Raw genomic sequence first — 19,885 nt, forward strand, 5'->3', positions numbered from 1 at the left:
GGCTTGTCAGCCCGGGGCCAGTCGATCGCTGGTACCGACTGTCGCAGAACTGCGACAGGTCAGGTCTGGAATCAATGTGGTCGGCGAATGTCGAGGCGGGCGAGCTTGCGATGCAGGGTCGCGCGGGAGATGCCGAGGTTCTGCGCGGCGGCCGAGACGTTGCCGCTGGCGCGCGCCAGCGCCCGCTGAACCACACCGCGCTCGGCATCGTCCAAATCTTCAGCGGTCTTTGCACAGTCGCCGAGAATATCGGTGGCAAGCAGTCCCCTCGCCAGCGCTTCCCGCGTTATGCCGAGACCAAGGCGGGCAGAGCGCGTCGCGCCGATGACAAGATCATCTGAGTCGACCGCTATCAGCGCACCGGCGCTGCGCTCGGTGACGGGTGCGAGCAAGATGCGGGCATCTGAGAACACCATGCGGAAATTTTCCGCTTCGATCCGGCGCGCGGCGTCGCCGACCGCAACCGCGATGAGCTGGACAAAGCCCTCGGTCAGGTCCGACCGGCAGGACGAGACATCGAGCGCCGCCGCCAGATTGCCTTCATGATCATAGACCGGAGCCGTGGTGCAGCTCAGCAGCGTGTTGCGGGAGAAGAAATGCTGATCGCGGTGGATGGTCAGAGCGCGCTGGTCGGCGATGCAGGTGCCGATGCCGTTGGTGCCTTCGCTGTCCTCGCTCCAGACAGTGCCGGTCCAAAGGCCCCATTCATCGAATGTCTCGTCGTCCGCTACGGCGCCCCGGCGCTCGACCGGGATTCCGTCGCGATCCGCTAGCATGACGCAGCAGCCGACGCCGCCCACGGCGAGATAGAGCCGATTGAGGCTGGGTTCGGCCGCGCGGATCAACCGCTCCATGCGCTGCCTCGTGAGCCTGAACTCGCCTTCGGTGAGCCGCCTCGGCGCCGTGCGCGCCGCAGGGTCCAGTCCGTGCAATTGGAGGGATCGCCGCCACGAGGCGACGACCGCCGAATGGGCTGCATCGCTCTTGGCGACGGAGGCCTGGACCTGGTTCGCGTGCACGGCTAGTTGCCGTCCGATCAACCTAATCCTCCCGGTGAGCGGAACCTCCTGCCGCTCCGTCGTCATGCTCGCTAGAACATTTCCGCTATCAGTAGCGGATCAGCTTTCGATAGAACGCTGACCAGAACGTGTATTTGATCTTGCGCAATTCCGGACGAAAAATCGCTACGCATGTCCTGGAACTGCGCCGGAGTCCTAAAGGTCGCGGCTCGTCCGCGCCATAGGACGTTGGTTTAAGGCGGATCGAGGCGAGGTTTCGCCGTGGTCAGTTGGCGGCGGCCTTCGGCTTGGACGAGCCGATCATCTTCCAGTTCTTGTAGAAGATGGAATTGATGCGCTCCACGCTGACCGAGACGATGGCGAGAAGGCCCGCGATCAGCCTCGGGAACGGAGACGGACGGATGATGTCGACGAAGACGCAATAACGGCGGCCGTCATATTCGTTGACCGAGCGGTGGAAGAGCGTGTCGTCGAAGATGAACAGCGGGTTGTCGTACCAATAGTTCTTCTTGCTGCCACATTGGACGAAGATCTCGGCCTTCACCGGAATCAGATTGTAGAGGATGCGCAGGCTGAGCCGGAGCGGTCCGAAATGCCAGGACGTGGATTCGCGCTTGCTGAAAACGGATACCGCGATCGTCTTGATGTATTTGTAATCCTTGTTGAATTCGGGGACGTTGTCGATCTTGTGCTTGCCGTACCACTGGTAGACATACATGCCGCGCCGGCCGGCGCCGAAATTGGCATCGATATCGGCGATGATCTCGTCCTTGCGGGCGTTGAAGACGCCCAGCACTTCGTTGATCTCGCGCTGATAGTCCTCCGGGAACTGCTCGGGCTTCCAGACGCCGGGGTTGCGGTAGCAGAGGAGATCGACGATCAGGTTGAACGGCGACAACAGCCAAGTGAACAGGCCATTGCCGAGGAAGTAGCGCTCGAACAGGTTCTGGTTCTTCTGGTCGTTGCGCATGACATCGATCAGGCCGCAGACGACCCAGATGGCGGTCAGGATCGGGATGAAGTAGAAAGCGAGCGCGAGAACCACGACCGCGATGGCGGCCTTGCGGAGCGTCTTGACGGTTTGCTTTGTCATTGTCATTCGCGCGGGAGCGCGATCCTGTTCCATGAGCCAAAATCACGGCGACCCCCGCCAGCCGTGCGTCTTGATAAGATTTTTTGTTTCCCGGCACAATGCCGACGCAGGTGCGGTCCACCTTCGCGACGTGCCGACCGCCGGGCCGCGCAAATCAGCCGTTCCGTTCGCCGCGCAGCTTTGCCCAATATTCCAGCCGCTTGCGGATGTCGCGCTCGAAACCGCGTTCGGGCGGATCGTAGAAGGTGCGCCGGCCCATCTTTTCCGGAAAATAGTCCTGGCCTGAAAACGCGTCCGGCTCGTCATGGTCGTAGCGATAGCCGGCGCCGTAATCTTCCTGCTTCATAAGCTTGGTCGGCGCATTGAGAATGTGCTTGGGCGGCAGCAGCGAGCCGAACTCCTTGGCCGCCGCGATTGCGGCCTTGAAGGCATTGTAGACAGCGTTCGATTTCGGCGCGGTGGCGAGATAGACGGCGGCCTGTGCGAAGGCGAGCTCGCCCTCGGGCGAGCCGAGATAGTCATAGGCGTCCTTGGCCGCATTGGCGACGACAAGCGCCTGAGGGTCGGCGAGCCCGATATCCTCCACCGCCATGCGCACGAGCCGGCGCCCGAGATAGAGCGGATCCTCGCCGGCATCGAACATGCGGGCAAGATAGTAGAGCGCTGCATCCGGATCGGAGCCGCGCACCGATTTATGCAGCGCCGAGATCAGATTGTAGTGGCCGTCCTGGCCCTTGTCGTAGATCGGCGCGCGGCGCTGGATGACGCGTTGCAGGCCCTCCGGGCCGAACACCTCGCCTTTTTTCGCGGCGCGCCATACTTCCTCGGCCAGCGTCAGCGAGGCGCGGCCGTCGCCGTCCGCCATGCGGATCAGCATGGCGCGCGCCTCTTCATCGAGCGGCAGCGCCCTGCCCTCGGTTTCTTCCGCCCGCGCCAGAAGCTTGGCGATGCTTTCCTCGCCCAGCGAACGGAACACCAGAACGCGCGCGCGCGACAGAAGCGCTGCATTGAGCTCAAAGGACGGGTTCTCCGTCGTGGCGCCGACCAGCACCACCGTGCCGTCTTCCATGACAGGGAGAAAGCCGTCCTGCTGGGCGCGGTTGAAGCGATGGATCTCGTCGACGAAGAGCAGCGTCTGGCGGCCGTTGGAGCGCCTGAGCTTGGCCGCCTCGAATACTTTCTTGAGGTCCGCGACGCCGGAAAACACGGCCGAGATCTGCTCGAAGGCGAGATTGGTCTCGCCGGCGAGCAGCCGCGCCACCGTCGTCTTGCCGGTGCCGGGCGGACCCCAGAAGATCATCGAGCCGAGCGAACCGGAATCGATCAGCCTGGTCAGCGCGCCGTCAGGTCCGGTCAGATGCTCCTGGCCGACGACCTCGCCGAGGTTTTTCGGGCGCAGCCGATCGGCAAGCGGCCGGCCGGGCGGCGCCTTCTCCGGTTCATCGGAACTGAACAGATCGGCCATGCAAGTCTTTTGTTTGAAACGCGATCTTGCTCATTTTGGAGCATGATCTTATCCGAAAACCGGTTCCCACTTTTCGGGATCATGCTCTAGATGGGAAGACCGCCTCAGTAGCGCAACACCTGGCGCAGTATCTGCCCGCCGCGCTCGACGGTAAAGCGCCACCAGCGTGTGTCCTGCTGGGCAACCTGCGCCAGCGTTGCCGCGTTGTCGATGGTGGTGCCGTTGACCTCTCGCACGATATCGCCGGGCTGGAAGCCGAAATCGGCGGCCGGCGAATCGCGGCTGATATCGATGACGGTGACGCCCTTGATATCCGTGCGAAGGCCAAGGCGCTGGGCAAGCCGGGGCGACAGTTCCGCGACCTTGGCGCCGGAAAAGGGACTGCGGCCGCGCAAGGTGACTTCGCTGGGCTTGGCGCCTTCCGGCGCGCGCTCCAGCGGGATTTCCAGCGTCGCCTGCTGCCCTTTGCTCAGCACGGCAAACGTCGCCTTGGTGCCGATCGACAGCGTCGCCATGCGGTAGTCGAGCGCCTCGATGCTTTCAACCGGCGTGTTGTTGAGCGACAGGATGACGTCGCCAGCCTTGAGCCCCGCCTTGCCCGCCGGCCCAGTGGCGTCCACGGACGACACCAATGCGCCGGTCGGTTTCTCCATGCCAAGCGATTCTGCGATCTGCGGCGTCACCATTTCGAATTCCGCGCCGATATAGGGACGCTCGAAGAAGTCGAGCCCGGCCTTGGCGGCGTCGGCGAAGGCGCGCACCATGTTCGACGGAATTGCGAAGCCGATGCCGATCGAGCCGCCGCTGCGGCTGTAGATCGCCGTGTTGATGCCGACCAATTGGCCGCCCATGTTGATCAGCGCGCCGCCCGAATTGCCGGGATTGATGGCTGCATCGGTCTGGATGAAATAACCCGAATCCGAGACGCCGATATGGCTGCGGGCGAGCGCCGAGACGATGCCGCTGGTGGTGGTCTGGCCGACGCCGAACGGGTTGCCGATGGCGAGCACCAGGTCGCCGACCTCGAGCGCGTCGGAATCGCCGATGGCAATCACCGGGAACGGCTTGTCGGCCGAGATCTTGAGCACGGCGAGGTCGAGCGTCTCGTCCTTGAGCATGACCTTGGAGGTGAACTCGCGCCCGTCCGCGGTCGCGACCTTCACCTCGTCGGCGTCCTTGATGACGTGGAAGTTGGTGACGATGACGCCGCTTGGATCGACCAGCACGCCGGAGCCCAGAGAGGACTGCGCGCGCGGCTGGGCGCGGCCGAAGAATTCCTCGAAGAAGGGATCGCCCTCGAAAGGCGACGTCACCTTTGCGGTCTGCGAGGCATAGACATTGACGACGGCCGGCGCCGTCTGCTTGACCAGCGGCGCGAAGGAGAGTTGCACCTCCTCGCGGCCGAACGGCACGCGCTTGTCGGGGCCGGACGTGCCGTTCTCGCCCTCGACGCCATGCAGGAGATCGGTCAGCACATCGGAGAGGCCCGGATCGGCCGGCTTGGCGGCGTCCTCGGCAAGAGCCTGTCTTGCGGCCGGTGCCGCGGTAAAAACCGCCAGCGCGGCAACAAGAAACAGTCGTTTGAGGTGCATTCTCGAATCCCTCCAGATCGGGCGCCATTGTCCTGACGATTGTGCAGAATGAAAGGCCAATGCACACAAATGCGACACTTGTCGCGCAAAAGCGTTCGCCCTTGGGCGAAAAATCTGCACGCCTGCCCACCCTCCGGCAAATGCAAAAAGGGGCCCGCAGGCCCCTTGAAGTCATTGACGAAAACGCTTGGCCTCAGGCGGCCGCGGCTTCCTCGTTGGCGCCCTCGGCCTCGATGCGGGCCCGGTCGCCGGCGCCCTTGGCCGAGGTGTCGCGGTCGACGAACTCGATGACCGCCATGGCAGCGTTGTCGCCCTTGCGGAAGCCTGCCTTCATGATGCGCAGGTAGCCGCCGTTGCGGGTGGCGTAGCGCGGGGCGAGGGTTTCGAACAGGCGCTTGACGACGCCTTCATTGCCGATCTGCGCGATCACCTGGCGGCGGGCGTGCAGGTCGCCGCGCTTGCCGAGCGTCACCAGCTTCTCGACGATCGGTCGCAGGTCTTTCGCCTTCGGCAGGGTGGTGAGGATCTGCTCGTGCTCGATCAGAGACACGGCGAGGTTGGCGAACATTGACTTGCGGTGGCTTACGCTGCGGGCGAAGCGACGGCCTTTGAAACCGTGGCGCATGGCTCTTTTCCTTCTTCAGTTGTTCAAGAGGCCACGGCCTCTGATGGTTTTCCGCATGACCGTCGGATCGAGCGGCTCTCGCCGCCGATCCTTGGAGTTCATGCTCAATATTGGTCTTCGTAACGCTTGGCGAGGTCTTCGATGTTTTCCGGCGGCCAGTCCGGCACTTCCATGCCGAGATGGAGGCCCATGGCCGCCAGCACTTCCTTGATCTCGTTCAGCGACTTGCGGCCGAAGTTCGGGGTGCGCAGCATCTCGGCTTCGGTCTTCTGGATCAGGTCGCCGATATAGACGATGTTGTCGTTCTTCAGGCAGTTGGCCGAACGCACCGAAAGCTCGAGCTCGTCGACCTTCTTGAGCAACGCCGGGTTGAAGGCGAGCTCGGTGACGGCTTCGGCGGCGACTTCCTTCTGCGGCTCGTCGAAGTTGACGAACAGCGCGAGCTGGTCCTGCAGGATGCGGGCGGCGAAAGCGACCGCGTCCTCGCCCGTGATCGAGCCGTTGGTCTCGATGGTCATGGTCAGCTTGTCGTAGTCGAGAACCTGGCCCTCGCGGGTGTTCTCGACCTTGTAGGAGACCTTCTTGACCGGCGAGTAGAGGCTGTCGACCGGGATCAGGCCGATCGGCGCGTCCTCGGCGCGGTTGCGCTCTGCCGGCACATAGCCCTTGCCTGTGTCGACGGTGAACTCCATGCGGATCTCGGCGCCCTCGTCCAGCGTGCAGATGACGTGGTCGGGGTTGAGGATCTCGACGTCGCCCACGGTCTGGATGTCGCCTGCGAGCACGGCACCCGGGCCCTGCTTGCGCACGACCATGCGCTTGGGACCATCGCCTTCCATGCGGATGGCGATTTCCTTGATGTTGAGCACGATGTCGGTCACGTCCTCGCGCACGCCGGCGATGGACGAGAATTCATGCAGCACGCCGTCGATCTGCACGGCGGTGACGGCCGCGCCGCGCAGCGAAGACAGAAGCACGCGCCGCAGCGCGTTGCCCAGCGTCAGGCCAAAGCCGCGCTCGAGCGGCTCGGCCACCAGCGTGGTCAGCGTCTTCTTCTTCGACGAGAACTCGATCTTGTTCGGCTTGATCAGTTCTTGCCAGTTTTTCTGGATCATAAATATCTTCCTTCCTTTGCCCCGCCACCATCCAATCGTGGCGGGCGACACGGAAAACCGCGGAGGAACGCCGTGGCGTTCGCGCGGCGCTTAAAAATCAGACGCGGCGCTTCTTGCGCGGACGGCAGCCATTGTGCGGGATCGGCGTCACGTCACGGATCGAGGTGATGGTGAAGCCCGCTGCCTGCAGCGCACGGAGGGCCGATTCACGGCCGGAGCCGGGTCCGCAGACCTCGACCTCGAGCATGCGCATGCCGTGTTCCTGCGCCTTCTTGGCAACGTCCTCGGCAGCCATCTGGGCGGCGAACGGGGTCGACTTGCGCGAACCCTTGAAGCCTTGCGCGCCGGCCGACGACCAGGCAATCGAATTGCCCTGCGCGTCGGTGATGGTGATCATGGTGTTGTTGAAGGTCGAATTGACGTGGGCAACGCCCGACGAAATGTTCTTGCGTTCGCGACGGCGAACACGAGCGGCTTCCTTGGCCATGGTAGTCCTTTCAGTTGATCTCTACACCGCCGTAATGCCAGCGGCTCCACCTTTGGGAGCGAGTAGCGGGTAGGGAATAGCGAATAGGGATTCCCTATCCGCTAACGGCTACTCGCTATTCGCTTACTTACTTCTTCTTGCCGGCGATCGCCTTGGCCGGACCCTTGCGAGTGCGCGCATTGGTATGCGTGCGCTGGCCGCGGACCGGCAGCGAGCGGCGGTGACGCAGGCCGCGGTAGCAGCCGAGGTCCATGAGCCGCTTGATGTTCATCGAGACTTCGCGGCGCAGGTCGCCTTCGACCTGGTAGTCGCGGTCGATCGTCTCGCGGATCTGCAGCACTTCCGCGTCGGTCAGCTGGTTGACGCGGCGGTCCGCCGGGATGCCGACCTTGTCGACGATCTCCTGGGCAAACTTCTTGCCGATGCCGTGAATGTACTGAAGCGCGATGACGACGCGCTTGTTGGTCGGAATGTTGACGCCGGCTATACGAGCCATCTTCTTCTCTTCTCCATGTGGGCCGGGCATGCCCGGCGCTGTCAAAGTTGCCCCGCGTCCGGTGGAGGCCGGCCCTTGCGGGAGTTTCCTGGTTCAAAGCAACTGCCTTGCCCGCAAGGGCAAGCAAAGTCCATGCCTGATAGGAAGACGGGCCGCCATACCCCAGCGGTCCACTCCAGTCAAGCGCAATCTTCAATTGCCGCCAAGCGCAATCTCTAATTGCCGGCCCGGCCTACTTCGCCGCTGCCGCGACGACCTTGCCGATCTCGGCGGTCACCGCATCGATACTGGCCATGCCGTCGACGGTCCTGAGCTTGCCTTTGGCGTAGTAGTAGCCGATCAGCGGCGCCGTCTTCTTGTAGTATTCGCGCAGACGTTCCTCGAACACCGCCGGGTTGTCGTCCTTGCGCACCGGCTGGCCGGCGGCCTTGGCATCTTCGGCGCGTTTGACGATTCGGCCGACGAGCGCCTTGTCGTCGACGACGAGCTCGATGACGGTGTCGAGCGCTATGCCGCGCTCGGCGAGCATCGCCTCGACCGCGTCTGCCTGGACCAGCGTGCGCGGGTAACCGTCGAGGATGAAACCCTTGGCGCAATCCGGCTGATCGATGCGTTCGGCGACGATGGCGTTGACGATAGCATCCGAGACCAGCTCACCGGCATCCATCACCGCCTTGGCACGCTTGCCGACCTCGGTTCCGGCCTGGACGGCGGCACGCAGCATGTCACCCGTCGAGAGCTGGGGGATGCCGTGTTTTTCTACCAGTCTTTGTGCTTGCGTCCCCTTGCCCGCTCCTGGCGGCCCAAGCAATATTAGCCTCATCTGCTCCTCTTCCCCCCGCGCAACTTCGACTTCTTGATCAGGCCCTCATACTGGTGCGCGATCAGGTGACCCTGGATCTGCGCCACCGTATCGAGCGTGACACTGACCACGATCAGAAGCGATGTGCCACCGAGGTAGAAAGGTACGCCAGTCGCCGAAATCAGGAACTCCGGCAGAAGACAGACCAGCACCAGGTAGATGGCGCCGATGACGGTTATGCGCGTCAGAACATAGTCGATATAGTCGGCGGTGCGCTCGCCCGGACGATAGCCCGGAATGAAGCCAGAGTGCTTCTTGAGCTGGTCGGCCGTGTCCTTCGGGTTGAAGACGATCGCCGTGTAGAAGAAGGCGAAGAAGACGATCATGCCCGCATAGAAGATCATGTAGAGCGGCTGGCCGTGGCCGAGCGAGGCGAGGATCGTGCTTGCCCAGGCCGGCAGGTTGGTCGCCTGCGAGAAGCCCGCGACGGTCGCCGGCAGGAGCAGCAGCGAGGACGCGAAGATCGGCGGGATGACGCCAGAGGTGTTGAGCTTCAGCGGCAGATGCGAGGTATCGCCCTGGAACATGCGGTTGCCGACCTGGCGCTTCGGATACTGGATGAGCAGGCGGCGCTGCGCGCGCTCGAAGAAGACGATGAGCGCGATGACGATGATGGCCAGCACGATGATCGCGAGGATGAGGCCCGTCGACAGCGCGCCGGTGCGGCCGAGCTCCAGCGTGCCGGAGATCGCGCGGGGCAGGCCGGCGACGATGCCGGAGAAGATGATCAGCGAAATGCCGTTGCCGATGCCGCGCGCGGTGATCTGCTCACCGAGCCACATCAGGAACATGGTGCCGCCGACCAGCGTGACGACGGTCGAGATGCGGAAGAACATGCCTGGATCGTTGACGATGCCGTTGCCGCCCTCGAGGCCGATCGAAATGCCGTAGGCCTGGATCAGCGCCAGGAGCACGGTGCCGTAGCGCGTGTACTGGTTGATGATCTTGCGGCCCTGCTCGCCTTCCTTCTTCAGCGTTTCCAGCGACGGGATGACCGAGGTCATCAGCTGCATGATGATGGAGGCGGAGATGTAGGGCATGATGCCCAGCGCGAAGATCGCCATGCGCTGCACGGCGCCGCCGGCGAACATGTTGAACATGCCGAGCACGCCTTTGCTCTGCGAGGAGAAGGCTTGGGCGAAAGCGTCGGGATTGATGCCGGGAAGCGGGATATAGGTGCCGAGGCGGTAGACGAGCAGCGCGCCGATGGTGAACCAGATGCGCTTCTTGAGATCCTCGGCCTTGGCGAAGGCCGCGAAATTCAGATTGGAGGCTAGTTGTTCAGCAGCCGAGGCCATGCCTGATTCTCCGCTAGAGCATGATGCCGAAAAGTGTGGAGCGGTTTTCGGACGATATCATGCTCTACTTCTTTTGATTTCCATGTCGCGCTCGATGCCCGCAGCTCAGGCGGCGCGTGTCACCGAAGCCCACGAGATAAGCTCCGGACCGTAAACATGCAAGCGGCCGCGTTGACGCGGCCGCCCAATTCATCCGGTCAAAGCGCGGTTCGACGGAAAATGCGAAATCATCCCGGTCGGCCGCGCTTCAAATCGCCGTTATTCGGCGGCGGCCGCTTCCGGCAGCTTCACCGAACCGCCGGCCTTCTCGATCTTCTCTATCGCGGCCTTGGAGGCGCCGGCGACGTCGAAGGAGAGCTTGGCCTTGAGTTCACCGTCGGACAGCACACGCACGCCGTCCTTGGCGCGGCGGATGACGCCAGCGGCAACCAGGGCCTCGGCCGTCACGGTCGCCTTGGCGTCGAGCTTCTTGGCGTCGACAGCAGCCTGGATGCGGGCCAGCGACACGACCGTGAAGCTCTTGGCGAAGATGTTGTTGAAGCCACGCTTCGGCAGGCGCCGGTAGAGCGGCATCTGACCGCCCTCGAAGCCGTTGATGGCAACGCCCGAACGGGCCTTCTGGCCCTTGACGCCGCGACCGGCCGTCTTGCCCGAGCCGGAGCCGATGCCGCGGCCGAGACGCTTCTTCGAGTGCGTCGCGCCGTCCTTGTCACGCAGATCGTTGAGTTTCATGTTTCTTCTCCTGCGCTTTCGTTCAGGCCTCGTCCACGACGCGGACGAGGTGCTGGACGGCGGCGATCATGCCGCGCACCGAAGGGGTATCTTCCAGCGTGCGCCGCTTGTGCATCTTGTTCAGGCCGAGGCCGACCAGCGTCGCGCGCTGCTCCTTCGGCCGGCGGATCGGGGAGCCGATCTGCTCGACGGTGATGGTCTTGGTAGCTTTCTTGGCCATGGTCGAAATCCCTGGTCAGCGTCGACTATTCTTCAGCCGCAACGGCGGTGCCGCGGCGGGCCTGAAGGGTCGAGTACTTGATGCCGCGCGCGGCAGCCACATCCTTCGGATGCATCTGGCTCTTCAGCGCGTCGAAGGTGGCGCGAACCATGTTGTAGGGGTTCGACGAACCCATCGACTTGGCGACCACGTCATGCATGCCGAGCGTCTCGAAGACGGCGCGCATCGGACCGCCGGCGATGATGCCGGTACCCTGCTTGGCGGCGCGCAGCAGAACGCGTCCGGCGCCCCAGCGGCCCTCGACGTCGTGATGCAGCGTACGGCCCGAACGCAGCGGCACGAAGATCATGTCGCGCTTGGCCGACTCGGTCGCCTTGCGGATCGCTTCCGGCACTTCGCGCGCCTTGCCGTGGCCGAAGCCGACGCGGCCCTTCTGGTCGCCGACAACGACGAGAGCGGCAAAGCCGAAACGACGGCCGCCCTTCACCACCTTGGCGACGCGGTTGATGTGGACGAGCTTGTCCACCATGCCGTCGTCACGCTCTTCGCGCTCGCGGCCGCGGCCGCCTTCTCTACGTTCCTGTGCCATATCCTAGTCCTTGTTCTTTTCCGGAAGCACGGGTTGCTGTTTGCCGACGCCTCATTCGGGTCGCCGACGGCGAATTTTTCCTTTGCATGATCTCATCCGAAAAGTCTGCAACTTTTTGCTGCGCTGACCTTCGGTTCGGGATCAAGCATCAGAAGCTGAGACCGCCTTCGCGGGCAGCCTCGGCCAGCGCCTTGACGCGGCCATGATAGATGTACGGGCCGCGGTCGAAGACGACCTCCTTGACGCCGGCCTTCGTGGCACGCTCGGCGATCAGCTTGCCGACCGCGGCGGCGGCAGCGGTGTCGGCGCCGGTCTTGAGCGAACCCTTGAAGTCCTTCTCGAGCGTCGAGGCGGCGGCCAGCGTGTGGCCGTTGGCATCGTCGATCACCTGGACATAGATGTTCTTCGAGGTGCGGTGCACCGAAAGCCGCGGACGCTCGCCGGCGACCTTCTTCAGCTGGCGGCGCACGCGCTGCGCGCGGCGTTGGATGGTCTCTTTGGGGCTTGCCATAATGTCAGTTCCTTGCCTTCAGAAAACGGGGGCAACCCTGCGCGGTAGGCCAAGCCTCCCGCGGCCGCTCCCCGCGGCGTTACACTTCTGCGGCTTGGCCCTTTGCGAAAGTCTGCAACTTTTTGCTGCGCTGACCTTCGGTTCGGGGCCAGGCCTATTACTTCTTCTTGCCTTCCTTGCGCACGATGCGCTCGTCGGCATAGCGCACGCCCTTGCCCTTGTAGGGCTCGGGGCCGCGATATTCGCGGATCTCGGCGGCGACCTGACCGACCTGCTGCTTGTCGATGCCCGAGACCGTGATTTCGGTCGGCTTCGGCACCGCAATGGTGATGCCCTGCGGCGTCTGATAGACCACGTCGTGGCTGAAGCCGAGCGCCAGCTGCAGGTTCTTGCCCTGCAAGGCGGCGCGATAGCCGACGCCGGTGATCTCGAGCTTCTTCTCGAAGCCGTCCTTCACGCCCTGCAGGATGTTGACGATCTGCGTGCGCGACATGCCCCACTTGGAGCGGGCGTTCTTGGTCTGGTCGCGCGGCTCGACGGAGATCTCGTTGTTCTCCATCTTCACCAGCACTTCGTCGTTCACCACGAACTTCAGCTCGCCCTTGGGGCCCTTCGCCGTCACGGTCTGGCCGTTGACGGACGCGGTCACGCCCTGCGGCAGCGAAACGGGTTTCTTTCCGATACGAGACATTGTTGTCTCCTTCTTTCCTTAACTGCTGTGAATGGTGAATGGCAAAATGGTGAATAGCGCGATCAAGTCTCGTGCGATTTCACCATTCACTATTCACCACTGACCATTCACCCTTAGAAGATCTGGCAGAGGATCTCGCCGCCGACATTCTGCTCGCGCGCTTCATGGTCGGCCATGACGCCCTTCGGCGTCGAAAGGATGGCGATGCCGAGGCCGTTGGCGACGTGCGGGATCGACTTGGCCGAGACATAGACGCGACGGCCAGGCTTCGAGACGCGCGCAATCTCGCGTACAACCGGGGCGCCGTCGAAATATTTCAGCTCGATCTCGATTTCCGACTTGCCGTTTTCGAAGTCGGTCTGGCTGTAGTCGCGGATATAGCCTTCCGACTTCAGCACTTCGAGGACGCGGGCACGCAGACGCGAGGCTGGGGTCGAAACGCTCGACTTCTTGCGGCCATAGGCGTTGCGGATGCGGGTCAGCATATCGCCGAGAGGATCGCTCAATGACATCTCAGTGTCTCCTTACCAGCTCGACTTGACCAGGCCCGGGATCTGGCCGGTATTGCCCAGATCGCGAAGCGCGATACGCGAAAGCTTCAGCTTGCGATAATAGGCGCGCGGACGGCCCGTCACCTCGCAGCGGTTACGGATGCGGATCTTGGCCGAGTTGCGCGGCAGCGCCGAAAGCTTCAACTGGGCGCGAAAACGCTCTTCCATCGGCTGGGACTGATCCATGATGATGGCCTTGAGCGCCGTGCGCCTGGCGGCGTACTGGTCGGCGAGCTTGCGGCGCCGGTTGTTCTTCTCGACTGAGCTGGTCTTTGCCATTTCAGATGTTTCCTTTTTCGCTGCCGTTACTGGCGGAAGGGGAAGTTGAAGGCCTTGAGCAGCGCTCTTGCCTCGTCGTCCGTCTTCGCCGTCGTACAAACGATGACGTCCATGCCCCAGACCTGATCAACCTTGTCGTAGTTGATCTCCGGGAACACGATGTGTTCCTTGATGCCCATGGCGTAGTTGCCACGGCCGTCAAAGCTTTTCGGGTTCAGTCCGCGGAAGTCGCGAACGCGCGGCAGCGCGATGTTCACGAGGCGGTCCAGGAACTCGTACATGCGTTCCTTGCGCAGCGTGACCTTGGCGCCGATCGGCATGTTCTCGCGCACCTTGAAGCCGGCAATCGAGTTGCGGGCACGAGTGACGACGGCCTTCTGGCCGGCGATCAGCGCGAGATCCTCGGCCGCGACCGAGGGCTTCTTGGAGTCCGCGGTTGCTTCGCCGACACCCATGTTCAGCACGATCTTGTCGATGCGCGGAACCTGCATGTCGTTGTCGTAGCCGAACTGCTCCTGCATCGCCTTGCGGATGGTCTCGTTGTAGACCTTCTTGAGGCGCGGCTCGTTCTTGGCAGTTGCCTGCTTGGTTTCAGCCTTAGCCATTGATGACTTCTCCCGAACGCTTGGCGACGCGCACCTTCTTGCCATCCTTCTGGATGGCGAAGCCGACGCGGGTCGGCTTGCCGTCCTTGGGGTCGGCCAGCGCGATATTCGACAGGTGGATCGGCGCTTCCTTGGTGATGATCCCGCCCTCTTGGGACTGGGTCTGCTTCTGGTGACGGCGAATGAGGTTCACGCCGCGGACGACCGCGGTGTCTTCCTTCGGCTGCACCGACAGGACTTCGCCCGAACGGCCCTTGTCCTTGCCGGCAAGCACGACAACCTTGTCGCCTTTTTTGATCTTTTGCATTGGTCCGGCTCCTTACAGCACTTCAGGCGCGAGCGAGATGATCTTCATGTGGTTCTTGGCGCGCAGTTCGCGCGGAACCGGTCCGAAGATACGGGTGCCGATCGGCTCTTTCTTATTGTCGACAAGAACGGCCGCGTTCTTGTCGAAACGGATCACGCTGCCGTCCGGGCGACGGATGTCCTTGGCCGTGCGAACCACGACCGCCTTCATCACATCGCCCTTCTTAACGCGGCCGCGCGGAATGGCTTCCTTGATCGACACCACGATGATGTCGCCGACGGAGGCGTATTTCCGCTTCGAGCCGCCCAGCACCTTGATGCACATGACACGACGGGCGCCGGAATTGTCCGCGACGTCGAGGTTTGTTTGCATCTGAATCATGACTGGCCGCCTTCTTCTTTTCTAACGGGACGGGTTCTTCACCCCTCCCCGGTCTGTCCAAAATTCGGTTCGTTCGCCCGGATCAAGCCTGATCCGAAGAGACGACAACCCAGCGCTTGTCCTTGGAAATCGGCTTCGATTCCTGGATGAACACCTGGTCGCCGACCTTGTGGTCGTTGTTCTCGTCGTGCGCCTTGTACTTCTTGGTCATGCGCACGGTCTTCTTCATCACCGGATGGGTGAAGCGACGCTCGACCTTGACCACGACCGTCTTCTCGTTCTTGTCGCTGACGACGGTGCCCTGCAGGATGCGCTTTGGCATGGTTCTCGTCCTTAAGCCTTCTTGGCCGCGGACTTTTCCGCGGCGATGGTCTTGATGCGCGCGATGTCCTTGCGGACCTGCTTCACGCGCGCGGTCTTCTCGAGCTGGCCGGTGGCCTTCTGGAAGCGCAGGTTGAACTGCTCCTTCTTGAGGGCCGCCAGGTCGTCGGTCAGCTGATCCTGGGTCTTGGTCCGGATGTCTTCGGCTTTCATGATCGCCTGTCCTTATTCTGCGATGCGCTGCACGAAGCGCGTCTTGACCGAGAGCTTGGCGGCGCCGAGACGCAGCGCTTCACGAGCCGTCTCCTCGCTGACGCCGTCGATCTCGAACATGATACGGCCGGGCTTGACGCGCGCCGCCCAATAGTCGACGGCGCCCTTGCCCTTACCCATGCGGACTTCGGTCGGCTTCGAGGTGACCGGCAGGTCCGGGAACACCCGGATCCAGACGCGGCCGGCGCGCTTCATCTCGCGGGTGATCGCGCGGCGGGCCGCCTCGATCTCGCGCGCGGTGACGCGGTTCGGCTCAAGCGCCTTCAGCCCGAAACCGCCGAAATCCAGATTGGTGCCGCCCTTGGCGGTACCGTGGATACGGCCCTTGAACTGCTTGCGGAACTTTGTGCGCTTTGGCTGCAGCATCGTTCTAACTCCAAATTCTCAAATGTCTCAGGCGTTCTCGCGACGGCGGCCGCGTTCGCGCTCACCGCCAGCGCCGCCGCCATGCGCGGCATCGCCTTCGGTCGCACGGCGCTCGGAAGCCATCGGGTCATGCTCGAGGATCTCGCCCTTGAACACCCACACCTTGACGCCGCAGATACCGTAGGCCGTGTTCGCCTCGGCCGTGCCGTAGTCGACATCGGCGCGCAGCGTATGCAGCGGCACGCGGCCTTCGCGGTACCACTCCATGCGCGCGATCTCGGCGCCGCCGAGACGGCCGGAGCAGTTGATGCGGATGCCTTCGGCGCCGAGACGCATGGCCGACTGAACGGCACGCTTCATGGCGCGGCGGAACGCGATGCGGCGCTCGAGCTGCTGGGCGATCGACTGGGCAACCAGCGTGGCGTCGATTTCCGGCTTGCGCACTTCGACGATGTTGAGGTGCGTTTCGGACTTCGTCATCTCGGTCAGCTTCTTGCGAAGCTTCTCGATGTCGGCGCCCTTCTTGCCGATGATGAGGCCCGGACGCGCGGCGTGGATGGTGACGCGGCACTTCTTGTGCGGGCGCTCGATCACGACCTTCGAGATCGCAGCCTGCTTGAGTTCCTTCTCGAGATACTTACGGATCTTGAGGTCCTCATGCAGCAGCTGGCCGTATTCGCCAGTGTTCGCGAACCAGCGCGAATCCCAGGTACGGTTGATGCCGAGACGCAGCCCGATCGGATTGACTTTCTGGCCCATTATGCGGCCTCCCCTTTTTCCTCGACTTCACGAACGACGATCGTGAGGTGCGAGAACGGCTTTTCGATACGGCTGGCGCGGCCGCGGCCACGAGCGTGGAAACGCTTCATCACGATCGACTTGCCGACATAGGCTTCCGCCACGATCAGAGCGTCGACATCGAGGTCGTGATTGTTTTCCGCGTTGGCGATCGCCGATTCCAGCGTCTTCTTGACCGTGCCGGAAATCCGCTTGGCCGAGAATTCGAGGTCGGAAAGCGCTGTCGCGACCTTCTTGCCGCGGATCAGCGCGGCAACCAGGTTGAGCTTCTGCGGGCTGATGCGGATCGTGCGCAGAACGGCACGCGCCTCGTTATCAGCAAGCCTGCGCGGAGCTTTGGCCTTGCCCATGATTATTTCCTCTTCGCCTTCTTATCCGCGCCGTGACCGTAATAGGTCCGGGTCGGAGCGAATTCACCGAACTTGTGGCCGACCATGTCCTCGTTCACCGAGACGGGAACGTGCTTCTGGCCGTTGTAGACACCGAAGGTGAGGCCGACGAACTGCGGCAGGATGGTGGAGCGACGGCTCCACATCTTGATCACCTCATTGCGACCACCTTCACGAACCTTGTCCACCTTCTTGAGAAGGTAGCCGTCGATGAAGGGGCCTTTCCAAATCGAACGAGTCACTTGGCGTTACCTCTTCTTAGCTCTTGCGCTGATGACGCGAGCGCAGGATGAACTTGTCGGTCGCCTTGTTGGACCGCGTCTTCTTGCCCTTGGTCGGCTTGCCCCAGGGCGAAACCGGATGACGGCCACCCGAGGTGCGGCCTTCGCCGCCGCCATGCGGATGGTCGACCGGATTCATGGCCACGCCGCGATTGTGCGGGCGCTTGCCGCGCCACACGGTGCGACCGGCCTTGCCGTCGTTGATGTTGCCGTGGTCGGGGTTCGATACCGCACCCACGGTGGCCATGCAGGAGCCGTGCACGACACGCTGCTCGCCCGAGTTGAGGCGCAGGATCGCCAGGCCTTGGTCGCGGCCGACGAGCTGGGCATAACCGCCAGCAGAACGGGCAACCTGGCCGCCCTTGCCCGGCTTCAGCTCGATATTATGGACGATCGTGCCGACCGGCATCGAGGCCAGCGGCATCGCGTTGCCCGGCTTCACGTCGACCGCTTCGCCGGCCACGATCTTGTCGCCGGCAGCAAGACGCTGCGGGGCCAGGATGTAGGACAGCTCGCCGTCGTCATACTTGATCAGCGCGATGAAGGCGGTGCGGTTCGGATCGTATTCGATACGCTCGACCGTGCCGACGACGTCGTACTTCTTACGCTTGAAGTCGATGATGCGATACGAACGCTTGTGACCGCCGCCGATGAAGCGGGCCGTGATGCGGCCGTAATTGTTGCGGCCGCCCGACTTGGTCAGGCCTTCGGTCAGGCCCTTGACGGGCTTGCCCTTGTAGAGGCCCGAGCGGTCGACGATGACCAGCTGGCGGGTGCTCGGCGTTACCGGGTTGAATTTTTTAAGTGCCATTGTCCTGTCCTCGCGGCCTTGCTCAGAGACCCGTCGCGACGTCGATCGACTGGCCGTCGGCCAGCGTCACAACCGCCTTCTTGACGTCGCCCTGGCGGCCAACGGTGCCGCGGAAGCGCTTGATCTTGCCCTTGCGGACGAGCGTGTTCACAGCCGTCACCTTGACGCCGAAGAGAGCTTCCACGGCAGCCTTGATTTCCGGCTTCGACGCCTTCTTGGCGACGTTGAAGACGACCTGGTTCTGCTCGGAAGCCATGGTCGACTTTTCGGTGATCGCCGGCGAGACGATCACGTCGTAGTGACGAAGGTCGGTCATTTAAAGCGCTCCTCGAGAGCCTCGACGGCGGCCTTCGAAAGGACCAGCGTGCCGCGGCGCAGAATGTCGTAGACGTTGATGCCCTGGATGGGCAGCACGTCGATGTTGGGAATGTTGGTCGCGGCCAGCTTGAAGTTCTGGTCAAGCTCGGCACCGCCGATAACCAGGGCGTTGGTCAGCCCCAGCGTCTCGAGGTTTGCCACCAGCGCCTTGGTCTTGGCTTCGGTGAGCTTCAGCTCGTCGACGATGATCAGCGAAGCGCTCTTGGCCTTGGCCGAGAGAGCGTGCTTGAGGCCAAGCGCGCGGACCTTCTTCGGCAGCTCGTGCTCATGGCTGCGAACGACCGGGCCGTGTGCCTTGCCGCCGCCGCGGAACTGCGGAGCGCGAGCCGAGTGGTGACGGGCGCGGCCCGTACCCTTCTGCTTGTACATCTTGGCGCCGGTGCGCGCGATTTCGGCGCGGCCCTTGGCCTTGTGCGTGCCCTGCTGCTTCTTGGCGAGCTGCCAGCGCACGACGCGCTGCAGGATGTCCTCGCGCGGATCAAGGCCGAAAATCTCCTCGGAGAGTTTCACCTTGCCGGCGTCCTTGCCGCCCAGCGTTGTGATCTTGAGATCCATTATTCGGCTCCCTCAGTGGCCGGGGCTTCGTTCTTGGCGGCAGCGGCGCGGATCGCGGCCGGCTTCGGCGCATTGGCCGGCAGCGCAACCTTGGCGGCGTCGCGAACCAGGATCCAGGCGCCCTTGACACCGGGAACCGCGCCGCGGATCAGGATCAGGCCGCGATCGGCGTCGGTCGAGACGACCTCGACATTCTGCGTGGTGACGCGGGTGTCGCCCATGTGGCCGGCCATCTTCTTGCCCTTGAACACCTTGCCGGGGTCCTGGCGCTGGCCGGTCGAGCCGTGCGTGCGGTGCGAGACCGAGTTACCGTGCGTGGCGCGGCCACCGCCCATGTGGTGCCGCTTGATCACGCCCTGGAAACCCTTGCCGGTCGAGGTGCCGGTGACGTCGACCTTCTGACCGGCGACGAAATGCTCGACGGTCAGCTCGGCGCCGACGTCGATCATGTTGTCGGCGGAGACGCGGAACTCGGCGACCTTGGCCTTCGGCTCGACGGAAGCGGCGGCGAAATGGCCGCGCATCGCCTTCGACGTGTTCTTCACCTTGGCGAGGCCAACGCCGAGCTGGACGGCGGTGTAGCCGTTCTTCTCCTGCGTGCGCTGGGCCACGACCTGGCAGTTCTCCATCTGGAGAACGGTGACGGGAACGTGTTCGCCGGCATCGTTGTAGATGCGGGTCATTCCCACCTTCTTTGCAATCACACCTGAACGCATCGGTTCAATTCCTTTAGAGTTCCCTGTCGGGGCTATCGCCCCTCCACGCCTCTTGTTCCTTTAGAGTTCCGGCCAGGGG

The 19,885-nt window shown here is 63.1% G+C and carries 30 protein-coding genes; all 30 read right to left on the reverse strand.

The features are described from left to right. Positions 1 to 71 precede the first annotated feature (71 nt). The 30 genes from FJ956_RS18795 to rplC all read right to left on the reverse strand — a co-directional run bounded on the left by FJ956_RS18795 (position 72) and on the right by rplC (position 19,806). Positions 72 to 1,037, reverse strand: coding sequence for a helix-turn-helix domain-containing protein (locus FJ956_RS18795; RefSeq protein ID WP_246672089.1), 966 nt, complete (start codon positions 1,035 to 1,037; stop codon positions 72 to 74). 247 nt (positions 1,038 to 1,284) lie between these two features. After that, a complete protein-coding gene (locus FJ956_RS18800) occupies positions 1,285 to 2,112 on the reverse strand; it encodes an aspartyl/asparaginyl beta-hydroxylase domain-containing protein (RefSeq protein ID WP_140678307.1) in 828 nt (275 codons plus the stop codon). A gap of 154 nt (positions 2,113 to 2,266) precedes the next feature. After that, positions 2,267 to 3,577, reverse strand: coding sequence for a replication-associated recombination protein A (locus FJ956_RS18805; protein WP_140678310.1), 1,311 nt, complete (start codon positions 3,575 to 3,577; stop codon positions 2,267 to 2,269). A 104-nt stretch (positions 3,578 to 3,681) separates the two neighbouring features. Then, the gene (locus tag FJ956_RS18810) at positions 3,682 to 5,169 is read right to left on the reverse strand and encodes a DegQ family serine endoprotease (RefSeq protein ID WP_140678312.1); all 1,488 of its coding nucleotides are present in this window, start codon (positions 5,167 to 5,169) and stop codon (positions 3,682 to 3,684) included. A gap of 193 nt (positions 5,170 to 5,362) precedes the next feature. Next, entirely contained in the window at positions 5,363 to 5,794 is a 432-nt protein-coding gene (gene rplQ, locus FJ956_RS18815; protein WP_140678314.1) for a 50S ribosomal protein L17, read from the reverse strand. Between the two features lie 104 nt (positions 5,795 to 5,898). After that, entirely contained in the window at positions 5,899 to 6,909 is a 1,011-nt protein-coding gene (locus FJ956_RS18820) for a DNA-directed RNA polymerase subunit alpha (RefSeq protein WP_140678316.1), read from the reverse strand. Between the two features lie 97 nt (positions 6,910 to 7,006). After that, the gene (gene rpsK, locus FJ956_RS18825; RefSeq protein WP_006205444.1) at positions 7,007 to 7,396 is read right to left on the reverse strand and encodes a 30S ribosomal protein S11; all 390 of its coding nucleotides are present in this window, start codon (positions 7,394 to 7,396) and stop codon (positions 7,007 to 7,009) included. A 127-nt stretch (positions 7,397 to 7,523) separates the two neighbouring features. Then, on the reverse strand, positions 7,524 to 7,892 hold the full coding sequence (gene rpsM, locus FJ956_RS18830) for a 30S ribosomal protein S13 (RefSeq protein ID WP_027170351.1): 369 nt from the start codon (positions 7,890 to 7,892) through the stop codon (positions 7,524 to 7,526). Positions 7,893 to 8,124: 232 nt separating this feature from the next. Continuing rightward, a complete protein-coding gene (locus tag FJ956_RS18835) occupies positions 8,125 to 8,715 on the reverse strand; it encodes an adenylate kinase (protein ID WP_140678318.1) in 591 nt (196 codons plus the stop codon). After that, complete coding sequence (gene secY, locus FJ956_RS18840) at positions 8,712 to 10,052, reverse strand: preprotein translocase subunit SecY (RefSeq protein ID WP_140678320.1); 1,341 nt, start codon at positions 10,050 to 10,052, stop codon at positions 8,712 to 8,714. Before secY ends, FJ956_RS18835 begins: the two co-directional genes overlap by 4 nt. Before the next feature lie 258 nt (positions 10,053 to 10,310). After that, a complete protein-coding gene (rplO, locus tag FJ956_RS18845) occupies positions 10,311 to 10,784 on the reverse strand; it encodes a 50S ribosomal protein L15 (RefSeq protein ID WP_095765506.1) in 474 nt (157 codons plus the stop codon). A gap of 22 nt (positions 10,785 to 10,806) precedes the next feature. Then, on the reverse strand, positions 10,807 to 11,004 hold the full coding sequence (gene rpmD, locus FJ956_RS18850) for a 50S ribosomal protein L30 (protein ID WP_027170355.1): 198 nt from the start codon (positions 11,002 to 11,004) through the stop codon (positions 10,807 to 10,809). Positions 11,005 to 11,029: 25 nt separating this feature from the next. Next, positions 11,030 to 11,593, reverse strand: a complete 564-nt coding sequence (gene rpsE, locus FJ956_RS18855; RefSeq protein ID WP_032933400.1) for a 30S ribosomal protein S5 — start codon at positions 11,591 to 11,593, stop codon at positions 11,030 to 11,032. A 148-nt stretch (positions 11,594 to 11,741) separates the two neighbouring features. Further along, the gene (gene rplR / locus FJ956_RS18860) at positions 11,742 to 12,104 is read right to left on the reverse strand and encodes a 50S ribosomal protein L18 (protein ID WP_140678323.1); all 363 of its coding nucleotides are present in this window, start codon (positions 12,102 to 12,104) and stop codon (positions 11,742 to 11,744) included. Positions 12,105 to 12,261: 157 nt separating this feature from the next. After that, positions 12,262 to 12,795 (reverse strand): 50S ribosomal protein L6, encoded by a 534-nt coding sequence (gene rplF, locus FJ956_RS18865; protein WP_140678326.1) that lies wholly within the window; start codon positions 12,793 to 12,795, stop codon positions 12,262 to 12,264. Between the two features lie 113 nt (positions 12,796 to 12,908). Further along, on the reverse strand, positions 12,909 to 13,307 hold the full coding sequence (gene rpsH, locus FJ956_RS18870) for a 30S ribosomal protein S8 (protein ID WP_027170358.1): 399 nt from the start codon (positions 13,305 to 13,307) through the stop codon (positions 12,909 to 12,911). A 12-nt stretch (positions 13,308 to 13,319) separates the two neighbouring features. After that, positions 13,320 to 13,625: a 30S ribosomal protein S14 gene (rpsN, locus tag FJ956_RS18875; RefSeq protein WP_140678328.1), complete on the reverse strand. Its 306-nt coding sequence runs from the start codon at positions 13,623 to 13,625 to the stop codon at positions 13,320 to 13,322. Positions 13,626 to 13,651: 26 nt separating this feature from the next. Further along, complete coding sequence (gene rplE / locus FJ956_RS18880) at positions 13,652 to 14,230, reverse strand: 50S ribosomal protein L5 (RefSeq protein WP_095765509.1); 579 nt, start codon at positions 14,228 to 14,230, stop codon at positions 13,652 to 13,654. After that, positions 14,223 to 14,537, reverse strand: coding sequence for a 50S ribosomal protein L24 (gene rplX, locus FJ956_RS18885; protein WP_040970381.1), 315 nt, complete (start codon positions 14,535 to 14,537; stop codon positions 14,223 to 14,225). The genes rplE and rplX overlap by 8 nt, the downstream gene beginning before the upstream one ends. 12 nt (positions 14,538 to 14,549) lie before the next feature. Next, positions 14,550 to 14,918, reverse strand: coding sequence for a 50S ribosomal protein L14 (gene rplN / locus FJ956_RS18890; protein ID WP_006205457.1), 369 nt, complete (start codon positions 14,916 to 14,918; stop codon positions 14,550 to 14,552). A gap of 82 nt (positions 14,919 to 15,000) precedes the next feature. After that, the gene (rpsQ, locus tag FJ956_RS18895; protein ID WP_140678331.1) at positions 15,001 to 15,240 is read right to left on the reverse strand and encodes a 30S ribosomal protein S17; all 240 of its coding nucleotides are present in this window, start codon (positions 15,238 to 15,240) and stop codon (positions 15,001 to 15,003) included. A gap of 11 nt (positions 15,241 to 15,251) precedes the next feature. After that, positions 15,252 to 15,452: a 50S ribosomal protein L29 gene (rpmC, locus tag FJ956_RS18900; protein ID WP_137934271.1), complete on the reverse strand. Its 201-nt coding sequence runs from the start codon at positions 15,450 to 15,452 to the stop codon at positions 15,252 to 15,254. A gap of 12 nt (positions 15,453 to 15,464) precedes the next feature. After that, a complete protein-coding gene (rplP, locus tag FJ956_RS18905; RefSeq protein WP_027170364.1) occupies positions 15,465 to 15,878 on the reverse strand; it encodes a 50S ribosomal protein L16 in 414 nt (137 codons plus the stop codon). 27 nt (positions 15,879 to 15,905) lie between these two features. Beyond that, on the reverse strand, positions 15,906 to 16,637 hold the full coding sequence (rpsC, locus tag FJ956_RS18910) for a 30S ribosomal protein S3 (protein ID WP_140657155.1): 732 nt from the start codon (positions 16,635 to 16,637) through the stop codon (positions 15,906 to 15,908). After that, positions 16,637 to 17,026, reverse strand: coding sequence for a 50S ribosomal protein L22 (gene rplV / locus FJ956_RS18915; RefSeq protein WP_006205462.1), 390 nt, complete (start codon positions 17,024 to 17,026; stop codon positions 16,637 to 16,639). Before rplV ends, rpsC begins: the two co-directional genes overlap by 1 nt. A 2-nt stretch (positions 17,027 to 17,028) precedes the next feature. Further along, complete coding sequence (rpsS, locus tag FJ956_RS18920; protein WP_015317982.1) at positions 17,029 to 17,307, reverse strand: 30S ribosomal protein S19; 279 nt, start codon at positions 17,305 to 17,307, stop codon at positions 17,029 to 17,031. Between the two features lie 16 nt (positions 17,308 to 17,323). Then, the gene (rplB, locus tag FJ956_RS18925) at positions 17,324 to 18,157 is read right to left on the reverse strand and encodes a 50S ribosomal protein L2 (RefSeq protein WP_140678334.1); all 834 of its coding nucleotides are present in this window, start codon (positions 18,155 to 18,157) and stop codon (positions 17,324 to 17,326) included. A 22-nt stretch (positions 18,158 to 18,179) separates the two neighbouring features. Further along, the gene (locus FJ956_RS18930; protein WP_040983033.1) at positions 18,180 to 18,473 is read right to left on the reverse strand and encodes a 50S ribosomal protein L23; all 294 of its coding nucleotides are present in this window, start codon (positions 18,471 to 18,473) and stop codon (positions 18,180 to 18,182) included. Beyond that, positions 18,470 to 19,090 carry a 50S ribosomal protein L4 gene (gene rplD, locus FJ956_RS18935; RefSeq protein ID WP_140646283.1) on the reverse strand — a complete coding sequence of 207 codons (621 nt, stop codon included), beginning with the start codon at positions 19,088 to 19,090 and terminating at the stop codon, positions 18,470 to 18,472. Before rplD ends, FJ956_RS18930 begins: the two co-directional genes overlap by 4 nt. Then, the gene (rplC, locus tag FJ956_RS18940) at positions 19,090 to 19,806 is read right to left on the reverse strand and encodes a 50S ribosomal protein L3 (protein WP_095765515.1); all 717 of its coding nucleotides are present in this window, start codon (positions 19,804 to 19,806) and stop codon (positions 19,090 to 19,092) included. The genes rplD and rplC overlap by 1 nt, the downstream gene beginning before the upstream one ends. Positions 19,807 to 19,885 lie beyond the last annotated feature (79 nt).

This window comes from Mesorhizobium sp. B2-4-3 (genome assembly GCF_006442815.1).
GTDB lineage: Bacteria > Pseudomonadota > Alphaproteobacteria > Rhizobiales > Rhizobiaceae > Mesorhizobium.

What these genes read in the sequence shown, in the direction of transcription:
- FJ956_RS18800 (WP_140678307.1), bottom strand. Translation starts at nt 2,112, where the DNA reads ATGACAAAGCAAACCGTCAAGACGCTCCGCAAGGCCGCCATCGCGGTC.
- FJ956_RS18805 (WP_140678310.1), bottom strand. Translation starts at nt 3,577, where the DNA reads ATGGCCGATCTGTTCAGTTCCGATGAACCGGAGAAGGCGCCGCCCGGC.
- FJ956_RS18810 (WP_140678312.1), bottom strand. Translation starts at nt 5,169, where the DNA reads ATGCACCTCAAACGACTGTTTCTTGTTGCCGCGCTGGCGGTTTTTACC.
- rplQ (WP_140678314.1), bottom strand. Translation starts at nt 5,794, where the DNA reads ATGCGCCACGGTTTCAAAGGCCGTCGCTTCGCCCGCAGCGTAAGCCAC.
- FJ956_RS18820 (WP_140678316.1), bottom strand. Translation starts at nt 6,909, where the DNA reads ATGATCCAGAAAAACTGGCAAGAACTGATCAAGCCGAACAAGATCGAG.
- rpsK (WP_006205444.1), bottom strand. Translation starts at nt 7,396, where the DNA reads ATGGCCAAGGAAGCCGCTCGTGTTCGCCGTCGCGAACGCAAGAACATT.
- rpsM (WP_027170351.1), bottom strand. Translation starts at nt 7,892, where the DNA reads ATGGCTCGTATAGCCGGCGTCAACATTCCGACCAACAAGCGCGTCGTC.
- FJ956_RS18835 (WP_140678318.1), bottom strand. Translation starts at nt 8,715, where the DNA reads ATGAGGCTAATATTGCTTGGGCCGCCAGGAGCGGGCAAGGGGACGCAA.
- secY (WP_140678320.1), bottom strand. Translation starts at nt 10,052, where the DNA reads ATGGCCTCGGCTGCTGAACAACTAGCCTCCAATCTGAATTTCGCGGCC.
- rplO (WP_095765506.1), bottom strand. Translation starts at nt 10,784, where the DNA reads ATGAAACTCAACGATCTGCGTGACAAGGACGGCGCGACGCACTCGAAG.
- rpmD (WP_027170355.1), bottom strand. Translation starts at nt 11,004, where the DNA reads ATGGCCAAGAAAGCTACCAAGACCATCACCGTCGAGCAGATCGGCTCC.
- rpsE (WP_032933400.1), bottom strand. Translation starts at nt 11,593, where the DNA reads ATGGCACAGGAACGTAGAGAAGGCGGCCGCGGCCGCGAGCGCGAAGAG.
- rplR (WP_140678323.1), bottom strand. Translation starts at nt 12,104, where the DNA reads ATGGCAAGCCCCAAAGAGACCATCCAACGCCGCGCGCAGCGCGTGCGC.
- rplF (WP_140678326.1), bottom strand. Translation starts at nt 12,795, where the DNA reads ATGTCTCGTATCGGAAAGAAACCCGTTTCGCTGCCGCAGGGCGTGACC.
- rpsH (WP_027170358.1), bottom strand. Translation starts at nt 13,307, where the DNA reads ATGTCATTGAGCGATCCTCTCGGCGATATGCTGACCCGCATCCGCAAC.
- rpsN (WP_140678328.1), bottom strand. Translation starts at nt 13,625, where the DNA reads ATGGCAAAGACCAGCTCAGTCGAGAAGAACAACCGGCGCCGCAAGCTC.
- rplE (WP_095765509.1), bottom strand. Translation starts at nt 14,230, where the DNA reads ATGGCTAAGGCTGAAACCAAGCAGGCAACTGCCAAGAACGAGCCGCGC.
- rplX (WP_040970381.1), bottom strand. Translation starts at nt 14,537, where the DNA reads ATGCAAAAGATCAAAAAAGGCGACAAGGTTGTCGTGCTTGCCGGCAAG.
- rplN (WP_006205457.1), bottom strand. Translation starts at nt 14,918, where the DNA reads ATGATTCAGATGCAAACAAACCTCGACGTCGCGGACAATTCCGGCGCC.
- rpsQ (WP_140678331.1), bottom strand. Translation starts at nt 15,240, where the DNA reads ATGCCAAAGCGCATCCTGCAGGGCACCGTCGTCAGCGACAAGAACGAG.
- rpmC (WP_137934271.1), bottom strand. Translation starts at nt 15,452, where the DNA reads ATGAAAGCCGAAGACATCCGGACCAAGACCCAGGATCAGCTGACCGAC.
- rplP (WP_027170364.1), bottom strand. Translation starts at nt 15,878, where the DNA reads ATGCTGCAGCCAAAGCGCACAAAGTTCCGCAAGCAGTTCAAGGGCCGT.
- rpsC (WP_140657155.1), bottom strand. Translation starts at nt 16,637, where the DNA reads ATGGGCCAGAAAGTCAATCCGATCGGGCTGCGTCTCGGCATCAACCGT.
- rplV (WP_006205462.1), bottom strand. Translation starts at nt 17,026, where the DNA reads ATGGGCAAGGCCAAAGCTCCGCGCAGGCTTGCTGATAACGAGGCGCGT.
- rplB (WP_140678334.1), bottom strand. Translation starts at nt 18,157, where the DNA reads ATGGCACTTAAAAAATTCAACCCGGTAACGCCGAGCACCCGCCAGCTG.
- FJ956_RS18930 (WP_040983033.1), bottom strand. Translation starts at nt 18,473, where the DNA reads ATGACCGACCTTCGTCACTACGACGTGATCGTCTCGCCGGCGATCACC.
- rplD (WP_140646283.1), bottom strand. Translation starts at nt 19,090, where the DNA reads ATGGATCTCAAGATCACAACGCTGGGCGGCAAGGACGCCGGCAAGGTG.
- rplC (WP_095765515.1), bottom strand. Translation starts at nt 19,806, where the DNA reads ATGCGTTCAGGTGTGATTGCAAAGAAGGTGGGAATGACCCGCATCTAC.